This window comes from Caulobacter sp. BK020 (genome assembly GCF_004342605.1).
GTDB lineage: Bacteria > Pseudomonadota > Alphaproteobacteria > Caulobacterales > Caulobacteraceae > Caulobacter.
The window spans coordinates 1-2,673 of the sequence record NZ_SLZL01000043.1 but is presented as its reverse complement, the minus strand read 5'-3'; the positions used below and the strand labels follow the sequence as shown (position 1 = coordinate 2,673).

3 protein-coding genes are annotated in these 2,673 nt (G+C 72.1%); all 3 read right to left on the bottom strand.

Going from position 1 to position 2,673, the window contains the following annotated elements:
* Positions 1–168: 168 nt before the first annotated feature.
* Positions 169–1,743, bottom strand: a complete 1,575-nt coding sequence (locus EV278_RS23830) for a TolC family outer membrane protein (RefSeq protein ID WP_132096729.1) — start codon at positions 1,741–1,743, stop codon at positions 169–171.
* Entirely contained in the window at positions 1,737–2,327 is a 591-nt protein-coding gene (locus tag EV278_RS23825) for a hypothetical protein (protein ID WP_132096727.1), read from the bottom strand. Before EV278_RS23825 ends, EV278_RS23830 begins: the two co-directional genes overlap by 7 nt.
* Before the next feature lie 10 nt (positions 2,328–2,337).
* Positions 2,338–2,673 (bottom strand): toxin-activating lysine-acyltransferase (locus EV278_RS23820; protein WP_132096725.1); only part of this gene is annotated, 336 nt, incomplete at its 5' end.

Sequence of the window (2,673 nt, the reverse complement as noted above, 5' to 3'; positions counted from 1 at the left end):
AGGCCACCGGCTTGCTCCTCAACGCCTTCCCACCAGAAGAATGCGCCAACTATCTCAGAAACTCAGGCTACGCCGCCTAATCTCAACAGGCTCTAAGGCGCGCACAGGCCGACCGCGGGCGCGGTACAAGAGGCCCAACCAACCAGGGCCCGACCAGTATGTCCTTGGTCATCGCTCGTACCCCGTGGTTCCAGGAATGGGCGTCGTCCGGCTGCGCTCGCCCAGCGGCCGGTCGGCTGGCGTCGCCCCCTCGACCAGGGTGGGCGGACTCGGCGGCGCGGCTGGCTGTTCCAGCCGCATGGCCGCCGCCCTCGGCGTGAAGGCTCCGTCCAGGGCGCCGATCAGGCCCTCCCAGGGCACGGCGCCGTCGGACTTGACCGTCCTCAGGTGGGCGGAAGGATCATAGAGCGGTGCGCCCAGGGCCAGGGCGCGGACCTCCAGGCGGCCGACCTGCCGCAGCAGGGCCGCCTCGGCGACATAGGCGTCGCGGCGCGAGCCCAGCAGGGCCAACTGGGCCTCGCGCAGGTTCTGTTCGGCGACCAGCACGTCGAGGGTCGAGCGCTGGCCGACCCGGAATTCCTCGCTCATGCCGTCGAAGGCGGTCTGGGCGGCGGCGATCTGGGCCAGATGGACCTTGATGTTGGCGCGGGCGGCGGCGGCCTGGTTCCAGGCCGACAGCACGTTCTGGATCACCTGCCTTCGGGCCGTCTCAATGCGCAGCCGGTCGGCCCCGTTGCGGTTCAGCGCCTCGTGATAGCTGGCCTGGTAGGCCCCGCCGGCGTACAGCGGCTTGGTGATCGAGATCGACGCCGTCCAGCTGACGTCCTGGTCCTGGGCGTAGAACGGCGCCAGCTCGCCGGTTGAGCCGTAGCTGGTGCGGGCCGAGACCGTGGCGCGACCGGCGCCCTTGGCCAGGTCGGCCTGGCGGCGGCTCTGCTGCTCGGCGAGCCTGGCCTGGGCGAGATCGGGATTGCCGGCCTCGGCCAGGTCGAAGGCGTCCTCGAGACCGTCGGGCAGCAGCGGCAGCGGCGGCTCGGGGTCCAGCTCGCCCGGATCCTGGCCGACCAGGGCGGCGTAGCTGGCGCGGCTAGCCTGGAACTGCACCTGAGCCAGGGCGATCTGGGCCCGGACCGCCTCCAGCTGGGCCTGGGCCTGGGCGACGTCGGTGCGGGTGACCTCGCCGGCCTCCTGGCGGGCCTGGGTGATGTCCAGCTGGCGCTCCAGGGCCGCGAGATTGGCGCGGCGGACGGCCAGGCTCTCAAGATCACGGCGGACATCGGCATAGGCGGCGATCACCTGCAGCAGCAGGTCGCCCTCGGCCCCGCGCAGGGCCTCGCGCCCGGCGCGGATGCGCAGGGCGGCCAGGTCGACCGCGCCGCTGGCCTGGCCGCCGGTGTAGAGCGGCTGCTGGATGATCACCCGGGCCTGGCCCTGGTTGCTTTCCAGCCGTCGGCCGGCCAGCGGATCGCCGACCAGCCGCAGGGCTTGGGTCGCGTCACCGGCCCGGTTGTCGGCGTAGTCGCCGGTGATCTGCAGCTCGGCCGAGGGCCGCAGGCCAGCATGGGCGCGGACATAGGCGTCGTCCAGGGCGCGCAGCTCGTAGCGCTGGCTCTGCAGGGTGGGGTTGGACTGATAGGCGCGGGCGATCGCTTCGGCCAGGGTGTCGGCCTGGACCGGTCCGGCCGAGACGGCCAGGATCCACAGGCCGGCGGCGACGGCGCCCGGACGCCAGGCGGCTACCATGGGGCGCGCGAGAAGGACGCCGGATCGGCGCAGCCGTTGGCGCGGGCCGCGGCCAGGGCCTGCTCGAAACCCTTCAGCCGGAAGCGCCTGGGCGTCAGGCCGCGGTCGGCGCGGATGGTGACGGTCCGGGCCCCGGCCAGGGTCTCCTGGGGGATCAGCACCACCCCGCCGGTCGGATTGGCCAGGCTCCCGCCCTCTAGCGGCGCCCGCCGCGCGATCAGAGCGGGATAGTCGTCGCGCCAAGGCCGGGGCGGAGCGTCATCGACACTGTACCAGGCCTGGGCGGTGTCGCTGTCCGCGCCCAGGTGAAAGCCCAGCGCGCCGTGAGCGTAGGAGATCCGCCCCTGCCCCAGGCCGGTCGGCGAGAACAGCCTGCAGCGGATCTGGTTGGTGAAGCCGTCGCGCTCGATCCGCATGTCCCAGCCGTCGAGATGATAGGCCTTGGTCCGGATCTTGTAGCCGGCCCGGCGGCGCATGCCCTCGGTAGGGATCTCGACGCTGTGCGGCAAGGAAACATGCGGCGGGGAAAGCGACGGCCAGCCCAGGTGCAGGGCTCCGGCCAGGGCGGCGGCAGCGACGATCACGAGCGGTCCTTCAGCCCTCGCCGGCCGGCGTCGGATAGACGCTGATCCGGCGCTGGCCGTCGGGGCCGATGGTGTGGAACTTGAACGGCGCGCCTTCGAAGACGCTGGCCGACAGGTCGGCGAGGATCTCGTCGGTGGCGCCGAACGGGGCGACCAGTTCGATCAGCCACAGGTTCTGGCCGGCCTTCCACTCGTCGGGCCGCAGCTTGTGGGCGCCAGCCTCCAGCCGCGCCTGCGTCTCGTCGGAGACCAAGGCCCAGAAGGCCACGGCCGCAGGGCTGTTTGGCCCGTTCCAGATCCGAAACTGCTCCAGCAGGATGGCGGGCATGGCGAACCATTCCAGGTC